Source organism: Rhodanobacter spathiphylli B39, from assembly GCF_000264295.1.
Lineage (GTDB): Bacteria > Pseudomonadota > Gammaproteobacteria > Xanthomonadales > Rhodanobacteraceae > Rhodanobacter > Rhodanobacter spathiphylli.
In genome coordinates this window covers 66,744-82,322 of sequence record NZ_AJXT01000046.1, presented here as the reverse complement: position 1 = coordinate 82,322, position 15,579 = coordinate 66,744, and the positions used below count along the sequence as shown (strand labels likewise).

Genomic DNA, 15,579 nt, shown 5'->3' with positions numbered 1-15,579 from the left:
ACCGCGGGCAGGCCTCGCGCACCGTTCAATGGCTCACGGCGCGTTCGATCCCGGCAATCGCCGTGTCGACCAGCAGGTCGATTTCCGCCGCGCTGACCACGTAGGGCGGCATGAAATAGATCACGTCGCCCAGCGGCCGCAACAGCACGCCGTGCTCCAGGCCGTGCAGGTAGACGCGCAAGCCCCGCCGCTGTTCCGCCGGGAAAGGTCGCCGGCTGGCCTTGTCGGCGACCAGCTCCACCGCCGCGATCATGCCGGTCTGGCGCACGTCGGCGACATGCGGGTGATCGCGCAGGGCCTCCAGGCGGCGACCCAGATGGACGGCCAAATGACGGTTGCGTTCCAGCACCGGCTCGTCGCGGAAGATCGCCAGCGTCTCCAGCGCCACGCGGCAGGCCAGCGGGTTGCCGGTGTAGCTGTGCGAGTGCAGGAATGCCTTGCCGGCAGCGTATTCGGCGTAGAACGCTTGGTAGATCGCCTCGCTGGTCAGCACGGCCGACAGGGGCAGGAAACCGCCGGTCAGTCCCTTCGACAGGCACATGAAATCCGGCGACACACCGCCGCCACGCCCGGATGCTGCAGGAGCCTGTTCGCAGGCGAACAGCGTACCGGTACGGCCGAAGCCCACGGCGATCTCGTCGGCGATGAAGTGCACGGCGAACTCGTCGCACAGCGCGCGCAGGCCGCTGAGATACGCCGGGTGATACATGCGCATGCCGCCGGCGCATTGCACCAGCGGCTCGACGATCACCGCACAGGTCTCGTGCGCGTGCTGCTCGAGCAGCACCCGAAGGGCGGCCAGCGCGCGCATGGCCACCTGTTCGGGCGATTCGCCGGGCTCGGCCTGCCAGGTGTCCGCCGATGGCGCCAGGAACGGCGTCAGCAGCAGCGGCGCGTAGGTCTTGCGGTACAGCGCGACATCGCTGACCGACAGCGCGCCCAGCGTCTCGCCGTGATAGCTGCCGGTCAGCGCGATGAAGCGGGTCTTCTCGCCGTGGCCCTGGTTGAGCCAGTAGTGGAAGCTCATCTTCAGCGCCACTTCGATCGCCGCCGAACCATTGTCGGCGTAGAACACCCGATCCAGTCCGGGCGGCGTGATCCTTGTCAGCTCTTCCGCCAGCGCGATGGCTGGCTCGTGGGTGAAGCCGGCGAAAATCACGTGCTCGAGCGTGCGCGCCTGCTCGGCCAGGGCCGCGGCGATGCGCGGATTGGCATGGCCGAACAGGTTGGTCCACCACGAACTGATGCCATCCAGGTAGCGCTTGCCGTTGGCATCGACGAGCCAGGCACCGTCGCCCCGCACGATCGGCAGCATCGGCACGCTGCCCGAACCGGTGGGGTCGTGATCATGCATCTGGGTGCAGGGGTGCCAGACATGGCGCAGGTCGCGCGCCGCGAGCGCAGTGTTGCCGTTTGCGAGGTTGGTCATCCGGCTATCATCGGTGCAGCGCGACGGTCGCTCAAGCCCGTGCATCGTCCCACCTGGAATTCCCCGCTTGAAGCCATTGCGAACTTGCCTGATCGGTTTCGTCCTGTTGCTGGTGCTGGCCGGCGCGCTGCTGTGCTTCCTGCCCGCGCGCTGGGCATTGCCGTGGATCGAGCCGTCGCTGCACGGTATCCGGCTGCAGCAGGTCAGCGGCAGCGTGTGGAACGGCCGTGCCGGCGCGGTGATCGCGGCGGACGGGCGGACCCGCGGCCAGTTGCAATGGCAGCTGTCACGAAGCGCTCTGCTGGGCCAGCCGCGCCTGCGCCTGGATTTCGATGGGCCGCAGCTGCATCTTTCGGGCGGGCTGGAACGTCTGCCCGGTGATGAAGTGGACGTGCGCGACGCCAGCGTCCGGGCAAGCTCGACGGCGATCGGTCACGAACTCGCCACGCCCTGGGGGAAACCGCGGGGCGAACTGCAACTGCAGGTTGCCCACGCGCGGCTGCGCGCAGGCTGGCCGATGCAGCTGGACGCGCAGGCGAGCTGGCACGACGCGGTCATGCGGACGCCGCAGGGCGACGTCGCCCTGGGCGAATTGCAGGCCACCGCACAGGCACGGGGCGGAGTGATCGACGTGCAGCTGCGCGACGCCGACAGCGGTCCGCTGCAGCTTGCCGGCGGGTTGCAGCTCAGTCCGCTGGGTTGGCGACTGGACGCCACGTTGCGCAGCCGACAGACTGATCCGATGCTGCGTCGCTGGCTGGCCACGCTGGCGGCACCGGCAGCGGACGGCAGTACGCATATCCGGCGCCATGGCGGACTGGCCGCCAATGCGCCGCCAGCGCCCACCCTTTGAAGGAACGAGACCGGCATGACTCCCGATATCGCCGCAACAGCCCTGTCAGCCGCCCGCGACGCGGCCGCGGCGGCCGCCGAGGTGATCCGCCACTACTGGCTTCGTGGCGTCGAGGTGGAACTGAAGTCCGACGCCACGCCGGTCACCGTGGCCGATCGCGAAGCCGAGCAGGCGATCCGGAAGATCCTGCAGGCCGCGTTGCCGCAGGCATCGATCTACGGCGAGGAGTTCGGCCTGGACGGCGAGCGCGGCGGCCTGCTGTGGCTGGTCGATCCGCTGGACGGCACCAAGAGCTTCGTGCGCCGCACGCCGTTCTTCTCCACCCAGATCGCCCTGATGGATGGCGACGAGCTGGTGCTCGGCGTGTCGAGCGCGCCGGTCTACGGCGAGACGATGTGGGCCAGCGCCGGCGAAGGTGCCTGGCTGGACGGCGAACGCGTGCGCGTGGCGGCGACCGGCGAAATGGGCGCGGCCTCGATTTCCACCGGCAACATCCGGACCCTCACCGGCGACTCCCGCTGGGATGCGCTGGGCGCGCTGATCCGCGACAGCAACCGGATCCGCGGCTATGGCGACTTCTGCCACTACCACCTGCTGGCGCGCGGCAGCCTCGATCTGGTGATCGAGTCGGACGTGAACATCCTCGACGTGGCGGCACTGGCGGTGATCGTGCGCGAGGCCGGCGGCGTGTTCACCGACCTGGACGGCGCTGCGCCGGGTCTGGACACGCGCAGCGTGCTGGCCGGCACGCCCGCGATCCACGCGCAGGCGCTGCAGCGCCTGCGGCGCTGAGCCACGCGAGCTAGAATGGGCGGATGCGCAAACTACCGATCATCCACGCGACCCGCGACGTCACCGACAGCCATTTCCTGCATGTGGAGCAGGTCGACCTGGAGTTTTCCAACGGCGAGCGCCGCACCTACGAGCGGCTGAAGGGAAGCGGCCTGGGTGCCGTCATCATCGTGCCGATGCTGGATGACGAGACGGTGCTGCTGGTGCGCGAATACGGCGGTGGCGTGGGACGCTACGAACTCGGCCTGCCCAAGGGCAGGCTGGACCAGGACGAGACCGCCGAGCAGGGCGCCGAGCGCGAGCTGAAGGAGGAGATCGGCTACGGCGCGCACAAGCTGAAGATCCTGCACAACCTGTCGCTGTCGCCGTCGTACATGACGCACATGGCGCACGTGGTGCTGGCCCAGGACCTGTATCCCGAGAAACTGGTCGGCGACGAACCGGAGGAACTTGAAGTGGTGCCATGGAAGATGTCCGAACTGCACACCTTGCTCGGCCGTGACGACGTCACCGAAGGGCGCTCGATCGCCGCGCTGTTCATGGCCCGCGAATATCTGGCCGGAAGGTTCCGGAAATCATGAGCATGCCGCCCGAACTGGCAAGGAAGATCGGCGTCATCGCACGCGCGGCGGGAGTGGCCATCCTGGATGTCTACCACGGCGATTTCGCGGTGCAGATGAAGGACGACGCGTCGCCATTGACTGCGGCCGACCTCGCCGCCCAGCAGGCCATCATGGCGGGCCTGTCTGCGCTCGATGAGCAATGGCCGGTGCTGTCGGAGGAAGCCAGCGCGCGGCCGTGGTCCGAGCGCCGGCAATGGTCGCGCTACTGGCTGGTCGATCCGCTCGACGGCACCCGCGAGTTCGTCAAGCGCAACGGCGAATTCACCGTCAACATCGCCCTGATCGACGATCGCCGCAGCGTGCTCGGCGTGGTACTGGCGCCGGTGACCGGCGAGTTGTACGTCGCCGCGCAAGGCCAGGGCGCCTGGCTGCAGACGCAGGCGGACGGCGCGTGGCAGCGCATCCATGCGCGGGCGATGGCGCAGCCGCCGACGGTGGCCGGCAGCCGCTCGCACGGTGGAGCGCAGGGCGAGGTGCTGCAACGCCTGATCGGCGACGACTACCGGATGGTGCCGCTGGGCTCGTCGCTGAAATTCTGCCTGATCGCCCGTGGCGATGCGGACGTCTATCTGCGCCTGGGCCCCACCAGCGAATGGGATACCGCCGCGGCACAATGCGTGCTCGACGAGGCCGGCGGCGCCGTGCTGGATCTGGCCGGCCAGCCGTTCCGCTACAACCGGGGCGAATCGCTGCTGAATCCGGAGTTCATCGCGGTGGGCGATCGTGCGATCGACTGGGCCGCACGGCTGCTCAAAGGCGAGGAGTGAGTGAAAGGGGCGAGTAGCGAGAGGGGCTCACGCTCCATCCCGCTCCCTCACGCCGGCTTCTTGGCTTTCTCTCACTCCTCACTCCTCTCCACTCGCTTTTCATCTCATGACCAAATACAGCCTCGATGACCTGCTAGCCATCATGGCGCGCCTGCGCGATCCGCAGAACGGTTGTCCGTGGGATGTGCAACAGGACTTTTCCTCGATCGCGGCCTATACCATCGAGGAGGCCTACGAGGTCGCCGATGCGATCGATCGGCAGGACTGGACCGACCTTTGCGACGAACTCGGCGACCTGCTGCTGCAGGTGGTTTTCCACGCCCAGATGGCCTCCGAGCGCGGCCTGTTCGAGTTCGCCGACGTGGCCCACGCGATCAGCGCGAAGATGCTGCGCCGCCACCCCCACGTGTTCGGCGACACGCGCTACGCCGACCTCACCGAGCAGATGCAGGCGTGGGAGCAGATCAAGTCGGCCGAGCGCGCGGCGAAAGGCGCGTCGATGGACGACAGTGCGCTGGCCGGCATCTCGACGGGCCTGCCGGAATGGAAGCGCGCGTACAAGCTCCAGCAGCGCGCCGCGGACACCGGTTTCGAATGGCCCGGCCCGGAGCCGGTGCTGGAGAAGCTGGCCGAGGAAGTGGAAGAGGTGCGGGTCGAGTTCGCCAAGGGTGCCGATCCGGCGCGCCTGCAGGACGAAATCGGCGACGTGCTGTTCGTGATGGTGAACCTGGCGCGCCACGCCGGCGTCGACTTCTCGCAGGCGCTGCGCCATGCCAATGCGAAGTTCGAACGCCGTTTCCGGCAGATGGAACAGCTGGCCGCGGCCGAGGGCGCGGCGTTCGCCGAGCGCACGCTCGATGAACAGGAGCAACTGTGGCAGCGCGCCAAGCAGGCCGAGCGGACACCCTGAAACGGCGCGATGGCGGAAACCATGGCGCCGCCGGTTCCTCGCCTCGGCGGAACCTACTTGGCCGCGGGGGTGGCCTGGCCGGCACGCTGCTGCCAGGCAGCGCGCATCTTGTCGTGCTCGGCACGCATCTTCGCCTCGTTGGCCAGGTTTTCATCCAGCCCCTTGCGCAGGGTGGCGATCGCCTGATCCACGTTCGCCGGCTGCGCCTGCAGGCGAGCCAGGCGCTGGTAGACGTAGTCACGCACCTGCGGGTCCTGCGACTTGGCCAGCACGTCGTTGTAGACCGCAGCCATCTCCTTGCCGCGGCCGGCCTGCGTGTACAGCCGTTCCAGCGCATGCAGGTCGCCGATCACCCCGTCGTGCCCGCGGCCGTGCCCGCGATCGAACCCGTGCGAGCGCATGTGCATGCGCATCGCATCGTCATGGTCGCCCGGGAGGATGTGCATGGACTTGCCGGTCTTGGCGGGCGGTGCCGGCGGCGGCGTATTCTGGGCCATCACGAAGGTGGCCGATCCGGCGATCATCAGGGCCAGCGTGGAAGCGAGCAGGGTCTTGCGATGCATGGTCTGTCTCCGTGATGGGTACCAGGCAGGAACGCGGCGGGGCGGCCCGGGTTGACCGGCGCGCTCGTGCCGCCCGCTTGCAACCCTTTGGCGGGCAGCGGCATCCCAACCGGTGTCGACCCATCGCGTCCATCCCTCAAGGAGAGTTCCATGCGCCGTATTCTCACCGCAGCCCTGCTGCTCGCCCCATTCGCCTGCTTCGCCACCAGCCCCTGCAAATATGAGGCGCCGCGCAACCTGCAGCTGGACCTGGCCGGCGTGCACGGCGTCCAGATCGATGTGCACAGCCAGGATCTGCACCTGACCGGCAGCGGCGGCAACAAGGGGCTGACCCTGACCGGCCGTGCCTGCGCATCGAGCCAGGCGGTGCTGGACAAGTTGCAGGTCACCCAGCGCCGCGACGGCGACCAGCTGCTGGTCGACATCGGTGGCGATGGCGGCGGTTTCAGCTTCAACCTGTTCGGCGGCGACTCCTACGCCAGCCTCGAAGTCACCATGCAGTTGCCCGCCAACCTGCCGGTGACCTTGCGCGTCGGCTCCGGCGACGCCGACGTGGCCGGCATGCAACAGCTGCAGGCCAGCGTGGGCTCCGGCGACCTGCACGTGCGCCAGCTGTCGGGCAAGTTCGGCGCCAGCGTGGGTTCGGGCGATATCGACGCCACCGACATCGGCAGCCTCGACCTGGGCTCGGTCGGCTCCGGCGATTTCAAGGCCGACGGCGTCAAGGGCGATGCCCGCATCGGCAGCATCGGTTCGGGCGACGTCACCCTGCGCCAAGTCGGTGGCAGCGTGCGCGCCGACACGCTGGGTTCCGGCGATCTCGACGTCAGCGACGTGGGTGGCGATTTCAACCTGGGCGCCAAGGGCAGCGGCGACGTGAGCCACTCCGGCGTGAAGGGCAAGGTCAGCGTGCCGCACGACAACGACGACGACTGATCGGGCCGGTCAGAGCCTGTGAAGAAAACCACTTCCTGCGGTTTTCTTCCATCGCACGTCCGGTACGTGCCCGGACGTGCTCACGCGGATCAGTCACTTGCGTGACCGATCCGCGCCCGGCCATCCATGGCCGGGCTTCGAGGTTGAAAAAACCACAACCTCTCAGCCCAGCCAGCGCCACGCCAGATAGGCCAGCGGCGCACAGACCAGCAGGAACGGTATCGAGACCCGGTGCAGCAGCCGCAGCCCCTGCGGCTGCTTCGCCAGGCGCAGGGCGATCAGGTTGGCCAGCGAACCGATCGCCACGCCAAAGCCGCCCACGTTCACCGCGACCGCCAGCGCGATCGGGTCCGTTGTGCGCTCGAGCAACAGCACCGTCGCCGGCACGTTGCTGATCAACTGGGCGGCGACGATGCCGCTGGCATACAGGGTCAGCGGATGATCGAGGTCGAGCCGATCCAGCGCCTGCTGCACCAGCGGCAGGCTGGAAAAATGGCCGAGCCCGACGAAGATCGCGGCGAAGGTGGCCAGCAGCAGCCAGTCGATCCGCAGCAGGCTGGGCCGCGCCAGCAGCGCATACGACAGCAGCAACAACCCGGCCCCCAGGGGCGCCTGGCCGTATTCCATGGCGAGCACCATGCCGAGCAGGGCGGCCATCGACCACGTGCCCAGCCGCGTCGACGTGACGGCGCCGTCGATCCGTTGCGGATTCAACGCCACGCGCTCACGCGGCAGCCACAGCCAGGCAAATCCGGCGACCAGCACCAGCATCACCATCGCCGCCGGCAGCATCGCCGCGGCGAAGTGCAGGAACGGCAGCTTCGAGTGCTGCCACAACAGCAGGTTCTGCGGATTGCCGATCGGGCTCAGGGTGGAGCCTGCGTTCACCGCCAGGGCTTCCAGCACCACCATGCGCAGCACCGGCAAATTCGAAACGCTGCCGATCGCCAGGGTCAGCGGCACGATCAGGAACAGGCTCACGTCATTGGTCAGCCCCATCGACAGCAGCGCCGTCGCCACCACCAGCAGCAGGCCCAGGCTGCGCAGCGAATGCGCGCGCGCCACCACGGCGACGGCGGCATGCTGCACCAGGCCGCTGTCGCGGATGCCCTGGATCGCGATCAGCAGGCCGGTGAGGCCCGCCAGCGTGGGCAGCTGCAGCCAGTGCCGATAGCGGCCGGCCGGCTGCGGATCGAAGATCGCCAGCGCGATGGCCAGCACCGCGAACAGGCACAGCAGCCACTCGTCCGCGAGGCGCTGGCGCAGGGTTGCAGTCGTCGGCGGGTTCGGGCGGGAAGGCATCGGTGCAACTTTATCAGCCGCGCCGGGCGTTCCGTTCAGAGCTTGGGAGGAAAACCGCTTCCTGTGGTTTTCCTCCAGCGCACGCCCGGCCATGTCCGGCCTGAGAGCTTGAAAGACTCAAACCGCTCACCCCTCGCGCAGCAGGCGCATCGGCGGCGTGCGACTGACCTTGCGGGTGCCGGCCAGCCCCAGCAGCATCACCACGAAGGCCGCGAGCAACGCCGCCAGTGCCAGCGGCGCGAGCGGCGGCGCGAAGCCGTCGATATGGAACACGGCCTGGCCCAGCCACAGGCCGGCTCCCGCCGCACCGAGCGCGGCGGTCAGCCCGGCCACTAGGCCGAGCAGGGCGAATTCGCAGGCGGCGGCCACGCGCAATTGCCCCCGACGAGCCCCCAGCGTGCGCAGCAGCGCGGCTTCGTGGCGTCTTTCCGCCGCGCTGGAGGCGAGCGCCGCGATCAGCACCAGCGCGCCGGCGAGCAGGCTGAAGCCGAGTATCCAGCGCACCGCATTGCCGACCCGCTCGATGATCTCGCGCACCCGATCGAGCAGCGCATCGACGTCGACCAGGCTGAGGTTCGGATAGTCGCGCGACAGCTGCGCCAGCTGCGTGGCATGGCCGCGGGCAAGGTGGAAGCTGGCCAGCCAGCTGTGCGGCAGGTCGCCCGCGTGGGCCGGGTCCAGCAGCAGGAAGAAGTTGACCCGGAACGAACTCCAGTCCACCTTGCGCACGCTGCTGACGGTGGCGTCGATGCGACCTTCGCCCACGTCGAAACTCATCGTGTCGCCCGGCTTCAGGGCGAACATGTCGCGCCACATGGTGTCGACCGAGACCTCGGCCCGCGCCGGATGCGCGCCCTGCCAATGGCCGGCGACCACTTCGTTCGCCGGCGGCAGCTCGGCCGACCAGGACAGGCGCAGCTGGCGGTCGACCCATTCCTTCGCGCGGGGGTCCTCGAAGCGCAACTGGTCGATCGGCCGCCCGTTGATCGCGGTGAGCTTGCCCACGGCCAGCGGCAGCATGTTCAGCTGGTCGCCGCCCGTCGCGGCCAGCGATTGCGCGAAACCCGGGCGCTGATCGTCCTGCAGGTTCAGCGCGAACCAGTTCGGCGCGTCCGCCGGCAGCTCCTGGCGCCAGCCCTGCAGCAGCGAAGGCGCGACCACGGCCAGCAACAGCAGCGCGCACAGCCCCAGGCTGAGCGCGGTGGCCTGGATCACGCTCAACGCGGGGCGTCGCGCCAGCGCGGCCAGACCCAGGCGCAAGGCCGGATGCGCGCCGGGCGCAATGCGGCGGGCCAGCCACAGCAGCGCACCGGAAAGCAGCGCCGCGATCAGCGCCACGCCGAGCAGGCTGGCGGCGAGGATGCCGGCCAGCTGCAGCGAGCTGCTCTGGCTCCAGATCAGGCCCAGCGCCACCAGCAGCGGAATCAGGTACAGCGCGTCGAAGCGGCGTACCCGTCGCTGCAGGCTCTGGCGGAACACCGCCACCGGCGGCACCTCGGCCAGCCGCGCCAGTGGTGGCAGGGCGAAGCCGACCAGCACGGCGATCCCCATCGCCGCGGCGGCGAATGCCGGCAGCAGCGGCAGCAGGGTCGGCACGTTGCCGAACAGCTGGCTGGCCAGCAGCCAGGCCAGCTGCGACAGCCCCAGCGCCAGCACGATGCCCAGCGAGGTTGCCGGCACGGCCAGAGCGGCGAGCGTGCCCAGCAGCAGCGCCAGCACGCGCCGCCGCGGCGTGCCCAGGGCACGCAGCAGGGCGACTTCGGCGGTCTTGCGACGGGCGTAACGCTGCGCGGACAGCGCGATCGCGATGCCCGCCAGCAGCGCCGAGAGCAGGGCGGTCAGGCGCAGGAAGGCGCCGGCACGGTCGAAGGCGCTGCGCATGCGTTCCTGGGTCTGCTCGGGCGTGATCAGTTGCGCGCCCTGTGGCAGGCCGGTCGACTGCGTCCAGTCACGCCAGCGTTGCACGGCCGTGGGCGGACCGGCCAACAGCAGCCGATGACGGGCGCGACTGCCGACGCCGAGCAGGCCGGCCTGTTCGGCGTCGGCCAGGTTCATCAGGGCGCGCGGCGCCAGTGCCAGCAGCTCGCCGCCATCGGGCTGGCGGATCAGTTCGGCGGCGATGGTCAGTTCGCGGCCGCCCAGCTGCAGCGGCTGGCCGACCTTCAGATTCAGTGCGACAAGGGCGCGATGGTCGAGATAGACCTCGCCACTCGCCGGTCCGCCGCTGCGGTGCCCGGCGGTGCCGCCCAGTTCCAGCGTGCCCCGCAGCGGATAGCTCGCATCGACCGCCTGCACGTCGAGCAACTGGGCCTGTTCATGGGCGAAAGCCACGCTGGGAAAACTGGCGGTGCGGGACAGCGACAGGCCGTCGACGCGCGCCTGCTCCGCGTAGGTCGGCGGCAAGGCCTGTGGCGAGGAGATGCCCAGGTCGCCGCCGATCAGTTCGGCCGCGCTGGCCAGCATGCCCCGTTCGATCCGCGTGGCGAGGGTGGCGACCACGCCGAGCGCGACCACGGCAAGCACCAGCGACGCGGCCAGCGTGCGCAGCTCGGGCAGATGCCACTCGCGGCGCAGGCTGCGCAGGGACAGGCGCCACAGGTTCATGGGCGAGCCCCCCACCCCAACCCTTCCCTGCGACCGCAGGAAGCCCCTTTGGGGTGCGCGGGGGAAGGAGCAAAGCCGATGCCATTCATGCGGCTTCTCCGGAGCTGGCCAGCACCCGCCCTTCTTCCAGCTCGATGCGCCGATCGCAGCGTGCGGCCAGCGTGGCGTCATGGGTGACCAGCACCAGGGTGGTGTGGTGGTCGTGGTTCAGGGCGAACAACAGATCGCAGATGTGGTGGCCGGTGCGCTGGTCGAGATTGCCGGTGGGTTCGTCGGCGAACAGCACGCGGGGGCGGTGGACGAAGGCACGGGCGATCGCCACGCGCTGCTGCTCGCCACCGGAGAGCTGTGCGGGGTAGTGCCGGCGGCGCGAGCCCAGTCCTACCGCTTCCAGCGCGTCGCGGGCGCGGGAGCGCGCGTCGCTCGCGCCCTCCAGCTCCAGCGGCAGCATCACATTCTCCTCGGCGGTCAGCGCCGGCAGCAGATGGAACGACTGGAACACGAAGCCGACCAGCCGCCGGCGCAGGTCGGCGCGGGCCTCCTCGTCCAGCGTCTGCAGCGCATGGCCGTCCAGCACGACGCCGCCGCTGTCCGGTGTGTCCAGTCCGGCCAACAGTCCGAGCAGGGTGGTCTTGCCGGAACCGGAGGCACCCACGATGGCGAAGCTTTCGCCGGGGCGAATCTGCAGGCTGACCTTGTCGAGGATGTCCAGCCTTCCTTCGGGGCCATCGACCGACTTGCTAACATCGCGGGCTTCAAGCAGCGGTCGGGAAGAATCACTCATGCGTCGAAGCCTTTGCTGGTGGTTGTGCGGCGGGTTGTTGTTCGGTTGGCTCGGCACGGCGCAGGCCGCCACGCCAAACACCGTGCTGGTCCTGGGTGATTCACTGTCTGCCGCGCACAACATCCCGGTCGAGTCCGGCTGGGTGCATCTGCTGGATGCGCGTCTGTCCACCATGGTGCCGAAATGGACCGCGGTCAATGCCAGCATCAGCGGCGAGACGTCATTGAGCGGACGCAACCGCCTGCCGACCCTGCTGAAGAAGTACCGCCCCGCCGTGCTCGTGCTTGAACTGGGCGCCAACGACGGCCTGCGTGGCCTGCCGTTGCCCGCGCTGCGCGCCAATCTCGACGCGATGATCGCGGCGGCACAGCAGGCGAAAGTGCGCGTGCTGCTGGTCGGCATCGAGCTGCCGGTGAACTACGGACCGCAATATCGCGATGGCCTGCGAGCGATCTATGCCGAGCTCGCGCACAGCCGCGGCACGGCGCTGGTGCCGTTCCTGCTGGAAGGCATCGCACTCGACCCGGCGAAGATGCAGGCTGACGGCATGCATCCGGTGGCGGCGGCCCAGCCGCAGGTGCTCGACACCGTGTGGCAACAGCTGGAACCGCTGCTGCGCCGGGAAGCCAAACCCAACGGTCTCTGAATCGTCGCCGTTCGTTTCACATTACCCTCACCCCGAGGCCGCTTTCATCTTCACTTATGTGAAATCACGGATGGGGATTGACGACATGACCGTACACGACGAGCAAGCGGGCCTGATTCTGCTGGTGGAGGACAACCGCCAGATCGCCGAGATGGTCGGCGAATTTCTCGAGCGCCGTGGCTATTCCGTCGATTACGCGGCCGATGGGGTCAGCGGCCTGCACCTGGCGGTGGCCAACAGCTATGACGTGCTCGTGCTGGACCTGATGTTGCCGGGCTTGGACGGGCTGGAGGTCTGCCGCAAGCTGCGCAAGGAGGCCAAGAAGTCCACCCCGGTGCTGATGCTGACCGCGCGCGACACGCTGGAGGACAAGCTGGCCGGGCTGGAAGCCGGGGCCGATGACTACCTGGTCAAGCCGTTCGAGGTGCGCGAGCTGGAAGCCCGGGTACGGGCCCTGATCCGCCGCGACCGTCGCCAGGTCTCCACCGAAGTGCTCACGGTGGGCGACATGACGCTGGATACCGCCACCCTGCAACTGACCCGCGAGGGCCAGGAGCTCACCGTCTCGCCGATCGGCCTGAAACTGCTGGCGATCCTGATGCGCGAGTCGCCCCGCGTGGTCAGTCGACGGGACATCGAGCGCGAGATCTGGGGCGATACGCTGCCCGACTCCGACACCTTGCGTTCGCATCTGTACAACCTGCGCCGGGTCATCGACAAACCCTTCGCGCGCCCCCTGTTACACACCATCCATTCGGCAGGTTATCGCCTCGCGGATCTGGAATCCGAAGTCGCCTCCTCACCCGAGACGGCGTGACCCGGGATGAGCGTGACAGAGATGGCCATGAATGAGATGGCAAGTACAGGTAATGGATAGCCGGGTCACCATGGCCTCAACGCCCACGGGTGCGTTCCGTCGACGCATTGCCACGGTTTTCGCCTTGCAGTTCGTGACCGTGGTCTTCGTCTGCGTGCTGGGCATGTACAACGTGGTTTCCACGCCCCTGGTGATTGCGGTGATCGTGGTGATCACCGCGCTGGCCTGGTTCATCACCCGGCGTGAATGGCGGCCGGTGCGGGCGCTGGCACGCGTGGTGAATCGCTGGGACGGCCAGTCGCCCGATCCCGGGCTGCTGCGGGTGGAACAGTTGTCGGCGCATACCGATGCAGATGTGGCCTCGCTTACCCGCGGGTTGCACGGCTTCGCCGTGCGCCTGGCCAACTACAACCAGCGCGAGCGCAACTTCACCCGTGACGCCAGCCACGAATTGCGCAGCCCGCTCACCGTGATCAAGATGTCGGTCGACATGCTGGCCGAGGAAGAAGGGCTGAGCGACTTCGGCAACCGCTCGGTGCGCCGCATCAAGCGCGCCACGCGCGAGATGGAAGTCCTGGTGGAGGCCCTGCTGGTGCTGGCACGCGAAGCGGACAGCCCGATGGACGATCGTCATTTCATCGTCAACGACGTCCTGCAGGAAGAACTGGAGGCCGCCCGCGAGATGCTGTCGGGGCGGCCGATCGAATTGCTGCTGGAAGAGCCTGCGCGGTTCGCCCTGCAGGGCTCGCCACAGGCCTTGTCGGTGTTGTGCTGGCAGCTGATCCGCAACGCGTCCCAGCAGACCGAGCAGGGCCGGGTGGTGATCAGCGTGCTGCCGGGGATGATCAGCGTGCGCAACCATGCCGAGGTGCTGGAAACGGGCCCCGCCCATTCCCCGCCGGTGGAAAACGTGGATCGGCACGGTTTCGAACTGGCCATCGCCCAACGGATCAGCGACCGTTTCGCCTGGTCGCTGGAACTGCAGACTTTGCCCGGCAGGGAAAACGTGGCGAGCATCCGCTTTCCGCATCCGCTGCCCGCCGAGGTGGCGGAAGCCGGCGTGTAGGCGAACACCGGCATGTCCGCAGCAGCGAGGCGGGTCGTTCCCGCCTCGCCTGGTCATTACGGGGTCGACAGCGCCACGTCGAACGCGCAACCCGTCTTCGCCTTCACGTCATCCAGGCTCACGCCTTCGTTGAGTTCGAGCAGGGTCAGGCCCTTGCCCTTCTCCACCGCGAACACGCACAGGTCGGTGATGATCAGGTCGACCACCTGCTTGCCGGTCAGTGGCAGCTCGCACTGGTCCTTGATCTTCGGCGAGCCGTCCTTCGCGCAGTGCTCCATCAGCACCACGACGCGCTTGACGCCGCTGACCAGATCCATCGCGCCGCCCGGGCCCTTGACCATCTTGCCCGGCACCATCCAGTTGGCCAGGTCGCCGTGCGCGGAGACCTCCAGCCCGCCAAGGATCGACAGGTCGATGTGGCCGCCGCGGATCATCGCGAACGAATCGGCACTGGAGAAGAAGCTGGAGCCGGGCAGGGTGGTGATGGTCTGCTTGCCGGCGTTGATCAGGTCGGGATCGAGCTGGTCCTCGGTCGGGAACGGGCCGATGCCGAGCAGGCCGTTCTCCGACTGCAGGGTGACGCTGACGCCGTCGGGGATGTAGTTCGCCACCATGGTGGGGATGCCGATGCCAAGGTTCACGTAGAAGCCGTCCTGCAGCTCCTGCGCCGCGCGCTTGGCCATCGCCACGCGGATCGGGCTTTCCTTCGCGCCGACCACGCCGGCGAGGGTGCGGAACTCGATGCGCTTCTCGTACTTCGCGCCCTGCACGATGCGGTCGACGTAGATGCCCGGCACGTGGATGTTGTTCGGGTCCAGCTCGCCCACCGGCACCAGGTGCTCGACCTCCGCCACGCAGGCCTTGCCGCAGGTGGCGATCATCGGGTTGAAATTGCGCGCGGTCTCGCGGAACACCAGGTTGCCATGCGCGTCGCCCTTCCACGCCTTCACGATCGACAGGTCGGCGGTGATGGATTCCTCCAGCACGTATTCCTTGCCGCCGAACACCTTGGTCTCCTTGCCCTCGGCCAATTTGGTGCCGAACGCGGTGCGCGTGTAGAAACCGGGGATGCCGGCACCGCCCGCACGCAGCTTCTCGGCCAGCGTGCCCTGCGGGGTCAGGTGCAGTTCGAGTTCGCCGGCCAGCGTCTGTCGCTCGAATTCCTTGTTCTCGCCAACGTACGACGCGTAGACGCGCTTTACCTGATGCGTCTTCAGCAGCGGGCCCATGCCGAAATCGTCCACGCCGGCGTTGTTGCCGACGATGGTGAGCTCCTTGGTGCCGGCTTCGAGCAGCGCGCCGATCAGGTTCTCGGGGATGCCGCACAGGCCGAAACCGCCGGCCGCGATGGTCATGCCATCGAACAACAAACCATCAAGGGCGTTTGCGGCGCTGGGATAAACCTTGTCCATTGCTGTGCCTTCCTGCAGGGAGAGTCAGCTGACAAGGATACGACGGATTGCGCCGGGTCGACCTTGTACCAAGGT

Annotated in this window: 15 protein-coding genes; 9 read left to right on the top strand and 6 right to left on the bottom strand. The window is 68.2% G+C overall.

Annotated elements, in window-relative coordinates; genetic code table 11:
- Positions 1 to 25: 25 nt before the first annotated feature.
- The gene (locus UU7_RS14685; protein ID WP_007809610.1) at positions 26 to 1,429 is read right to left on the bottom strand and encodes an adenosylmethionine--8-amino-7-oxononanoate transaminase; all 1,404 of its coding nucleotides are present in this window, start codon (positions 1,427 to 1,429) and stop codon (positions 26 to 28) included.
- A 67-nt stretch (positions 1,430 to 1,496) separates the two neighbouring features.
- Between UU7_RS14685 and UU7_RS14680 the strand changes: the two genes are divergently transcribed.
- The 5 genes from UU7_RS14680 (at position 1,497) to mazG (ending at position 5,374) form a co-directional block, all read left to right on the top strand.
- On the top strand, positions 1,497 to 2,282 hold the full coding sequence (locus UU7_RS14680) for a type II secretion system protein N (protein ID WP_007809608.1): 786 nt from the start codon (positions 1,497 to 1,499) through the stop codon (positions 2,280 to 2,282).
- Positions 2,283 to 2,297: 15 nt separating this feature from the next.
- On the top strand, positions 2,298 to 3,074 hold the full coding sequence (locus UU7_RS14675; RefSeq protein ID WP_007809605.1) for an inositol monophosphatase family protein: 777 nt from the start codon (positions 2,298 to 2,300) through the stop codon (positions 3,072 to 3,074).
- A gap of 23 nt (positions 3,075 to 3,097) precedes the next feature.
- Positions 3,098 to 3,655, top strand: coding sequence for an ADP compounds hydrolase NudE (nudE, locus tag UU7_RS14670; protein ID WP_007809604.1), 558 nt, complete (start codon positions 3,098 to 3,100; stop codon positions 3,653 to 3,655).
- Complete coding sequence (gene cysQ, locus UU7_RS14665) at positions 3,652 to 4,464, top strand: 3'(2'),5'-bisphosphate nucleotidase CysQ (protein ID WP_007809603.1); 813 nt, start codon at positions 3,652 to 3,654, stop codon at positions 4,462 to 4,464. Before nudE ends, cysQ begins: the two co-directional genes overlap by 4 nt.
- Before the next feature lie 106 nt (positions 4,465 to 4,570).
- Positions 4,571 to 5,374 (top strand): nucleoside triphosphate pyrophosphohydrolase, encoded by an 804-nt coding sequence (mazG, locus tag UU7_RS14660; RefSeq protein ID WP_007809601.1) that lies wholly within the window; start codon positions 4,571 to 4,573, stop codon positions 5,372 to 5,374.
- Positions 5,375 to 5,427: 53 nt separating this feature from the next.
- Here mazG and UU7_RS14655 read toward each other — a convergent pair whose 3' ends face one another.
- The gene (locus tag UU7_RS14655; RefSeq protein ID WP_007809599.1) at positions 5,428 to 5,937 is read right to left on the bottom strand and encodes a YfgM family protein; all 510 of its coding nucleotides are present in this window, start codon (positions 5,935 to 5,937) and stop codon (positions 5,428 to 5,430) included.
- Between the two features lie 150 nt (positions 5,938 to 6,087).
- Between UU7_RS14655 and UU7_RS14650 the strand changes: the two genes are divergently transcribed.
- Positions 6,088 to 6,873, top strand: coding sequence for a DUF4097 family beta strand repeat-containing protein (locus UU7_RS14650; RefSeq protein WP_007809597.1), 786 nt, complete (start codon positions 6,088 to 6,090; stop codon positions 6,871 to 6,873).
- Positions 6,874 to 7,035: 162 nt separating this feature from the next.
- Here the strand turns inward: UU7_RS14650 and UU7_RS14645 are convergent, their stop codons facing one another.
- The 3 genes from UU7_RS14645 to UU7_RS14635 all read right to left on the bottom strand — a co-directional run bounded on the left by UU7_RS14645 (position 7,036) and on the right by UU7_RS14635 (position 11,563).
- Positions 7,036 to 8,175, bottom strand: a complete 1,140-nt coding sequence (locus UU7_RS14645) for an SLC13 family permease (protein ID WP_007809595.1) — start codon at positions 8,173 to 8,175, stop codon at positions 7,036 to 7,038.
- A 126-nt stretch (positions 8,176 to 8,301) separates the two neighbouring features.
- Positions 8,302 to 10,779 (bottom strand): ABC transporter permease, encoded by a 2,478-nt coding sequence (locus UU7_RS14640; RefSeq protein ID WP_007809592.1) that lies wholly within the window; start codon positions 10,777 to 10,779, stop codon positions 8,302 to 8,304.
- An 85-nt stretch (positions 10,780 to 10,864) separates the two neighbouring features.
- Positions 10,865 to 11,563 (bottom strand): ABC transporter ATP-binding protein, encoded by a 699-nt coding sequence (locus UU7_RS14635; RefSeq protein WP_007809590.1) that lies wholly within the window; start codon positions 11,561 to 11,563, stop codon positions 10,865 to 10,867.
- Between UU7_RS14635 and UU7_RS14630 the strand changes: the two genes are divergently transcribed.
- The 3 genes from UU7_RS14630 (at position 11,562) to UU7_RS14620 (ending at position 14,092) form a co-directional block, all read left to right on the top strand.
- Positions 11,562 to 12,209 (top strand): arylesterase, encoded by a 648-nt coding sequence (locus UU7_RS14630; protein ID WP_040673518.1) that lies wholly within the window; start codon positions 11,562 to 11,564, stop codon positions 12,207 to 12,209. The two genes, UU7_RS14635 and UU7_RS14630, sit on opposite strands and share 2 nt — an antisense overlap.
- A gap of 85 nt (positions 12,210 to 12,294) precedes the next feature.
- The gene (locus UU7_RS14625) at positions 12,295 to 13,026 is read left to right on the top strand and encodes a response regulator transcription factor (protein ID WP_007809585.1); all 732 of its coding nucleotides are present in this window, start codon (positions 12,295 to 12,297) and stop codon (positions 13,024 to 13,026) included.
- A gap of 70 nt (positions 13,027 to 13,096) precedes the next feature.
- Positions 13,097 to 14,092, top strand: a complete 996-nt coding sequence (locus tag UU7_RS14620; protein WP_007809584.1) for a sensor histidine kinase — start codon at positions 13,097 to 13,099, stop codon at positions 14,090 to 14,092.
- A gap of 56 nt (positions 14,093 to 14,148) precedes the next feature.
- Here the strand turns inward: UU7_RS14620 and UU7_RS19170 are convergent, their stop codons facing one another.
- Positions 14,149 to 15,504, bottom strand: coding sequence for a 3-oxoacid CoA-transferase (locus tag UU7_RS19170; protein ID WP_007809582.1), 1,356 nt, complete (start codon positions 15,502 to 15,504; stop codon positions 14,149 to 14,151).
- Positions 15,505 to 15,579: the final 75 nt, after the last annotated feature.